Below are 2,396 nucleotides of genomic sequence, written 5' to 3' on the forward strand. Positions count from 1 at the left end.
GCATCACATCGACGGGCCGGGCGGCGGCGAACTGATCGGAGCACGTACGATGGCGCTTGAGCTGCCACGACGCGACGGAGAAATCGATATCTGCCCGCGAGGTCTACAGCGACAGCGCCTCGGGGGCGAAGAACCCGTCGCGTCCAGCGTCCAAAAGCTTTAGGGCCTGATATCCGTTAATTTCGTCTGCTTAAGAACCGGGATTACGTTGGTGACGTCACGCAGTTTTCCACCTTATTTGGTATCCATGGCGCTCGCTGAATAGATCGTTCGAGCCGTACGACTCGGCTATGCTACAGGATCGCGTGTCGGGCCGACGCGCTGTCAGATGACAGTTCACGCCGCGATCTATCGCGAAAGACGGTACCGCCCGCGCCGAGGGCGCCATCCGAGTGAAGTGCGCTGACGAGGGCGGCAGGGCGCCGTACAGTCGCGCTAAGCGTAGGGGAAGATCGCGAACGCGAACGGTCTGACTGAGCTGTTGTCACGCGCCGCCCACGGCGACGTGGCGCGCGGCACGGAACTGTTTGTGTTTTGGCATCCCGTCGACGACAGAGATGCCATCGGCGCAACGGCACTGCGGCATGGAGCACGCCAAATGAGATGGGCGCTTCGGCCGCAGCTTACGAGCTATTGCACCTCATATGAGGCCGACGGAATACATTCATTTTTTCTAAAAAATCTTAAAATTATCAAAAGAAAAATTCCTTGCTGATACTAATATGAATGAAAATATGTGTGAAATGTGTACTATTTTTGACAAAACAAAAAACGGCGACAAATCATGATATCCCGCGCCGAGCCAATATAGCTACTGCGGAGGTCAGCACGTGTATGTAACGAGATGCGCAAAGTACGCCTGAGGCTGCTTAGTCCGTGAAGTTAATAAATCATACTGGAGACCTTCATGGTTGGGGCAGTTAGAAACAACGGACTGTCATTGAATCCACAACGACCGCCGCCTGCCTCGAGCGGACGATTCTACGTTGGATTCTATGGCGCCTGGGCAAGCGTGACCGGGATGCGTGTCGGGCACTCTACCGTCGACGACTTCGGGAACAGAATGGCGGCGCTCTTCGACAAAGCACCGTTGCTCCCACGCACCGAGGTCGAGCTGTCCGGCGACATTTTGACGGGGCTTGGAGCGATCATGTCGGCGACAGAGATAGCGCTCGCCATCAAGGATTTCTACAGGGCTGTGAAGCGGATGCTGGATAGTCGTCAACGAGTTGTTAACAACATAGAAGAAAGGAACAGATTGTATGAATATGCCGATTCATTTCGACGTCGTCATGGCAGGCATGCGGCGCAAAGTTCGGCAAACACTGACCTAATAGCCCCTAAGCTGAGGGACATGAAGTCAAGTTACGACGCTATGATTGCGTGTGAGGAAGCCCGCACACTTGATAGTGCTGATGGTTCATTCGCAGTCAAACAGGCTACATTTCTACGAGATGGAGTAGTGCAGACCGGGGGTGTCGTTAGTACTATTGCGCATCTGGCCACTCAATCAGCGTCGGCATCCGTTGCCGGAGCAGCGCTAGGACTCGGCATGGGCGTGGGACATTTCGTCGAGGGGGTTTTATCATATCGTGAGGCCAAGTCCGAAGGTGAGAAAAGCAAGAAAGTGCTGGACAAGATCGCGAACGTATCCGCCTACGTCGATCGTGCAGCGGGATCTACACAAGAGGCCTCTAGCCTCAAGGCAGTGCTGGTCGAACGTAAGCAATTTACGCCTGGTAGCTTCGAAGGTATCATACGCGCCGCAAGATATGCAAGTCATGCTGCGGCGAGTACCAACACTTCCGAGTCCGTTCAGGTCGCATTAAGATTGCTATCGCAGGCACATAGGAACGAATCCCAACAAACCGGTAAGCTAGCGCACGCAGCACGTCGTATTGCCTATGGCGCCCTCCGAATCGCCTGTGGTACGGCAACGTTAGTCGCGATCACCGTCTTAGGTACGAATCCATGGGTGTTGGTTGGCGCCGCTATTATCTCGATGGTTTCCGTTACGATCTGGTTGGCCTACATTTCCTACAAGAAGCGTGCAAGCCCAAAGCATGATACGGATACTGAGCAAGCGCGAAATCAACGCCTGAGCAAGGACATAAGCATGGCCGTGACGATGCTAGTCGATCGAACCCGGGAGTCCACCCTAGCGCGAAAAATGGTTAAAGCTGTGCTCACAGATATCGGCTTGGACCGCAAATATTTCCTTCTTCACAAGATAGCTCATTTCACCGGAAATCCGACGATCATCCTTCAAATGGATAGATTTATGGAGCGGCAGATAAACCATCTTGTGACTGATGCCGGTGCCCGGCAAAAATGCGGGGACTAGATTAGCTGAAGCATCGCGCCCTCCTCCAGCGAATCGCCCCTAGTTTAGTGGA

1 protein-coding gene is annotated in these 2,396 nt (G+C 53.9%); it reads left to right on the forward strand.

The annotated features are described in order from the left end of the window. Positions 1-907 precede the first annotated feature (907 nt). The gene (locus tag LDO41_RS34110) at positions 908-2,344 is read left to right on the forward strand and encodes a hypothetical protein (protein WP_223995890.1); all 1,437 of its coding nucleotides are present in this window, start codon (positions 908-910) and stop codon (positions 2,342-2,344) included. The last annotated feature ends 52 nt before the right edge of the window (positions 2,345-2,396 follow it).

Source organism: Cupriavidus pampae, from assembly GCF_914271485.1.
Lineage (GTDB): Bacteria > Pseudomonadota > Gammaproteobacteria > Burkholderiales > Burkholderiaceae > Cupriavidus > Cupriavidus pampae.

What these genes read in the sequence shown, in the direction of transcription:
- LDO41_RS34110 (WP_223995890.1), top strand. Translation starts at nt 908, where the DNA reads ATGGTTGGGGCAGTTAGAAACAACGGACTGTCATTGAATCCACAACGA.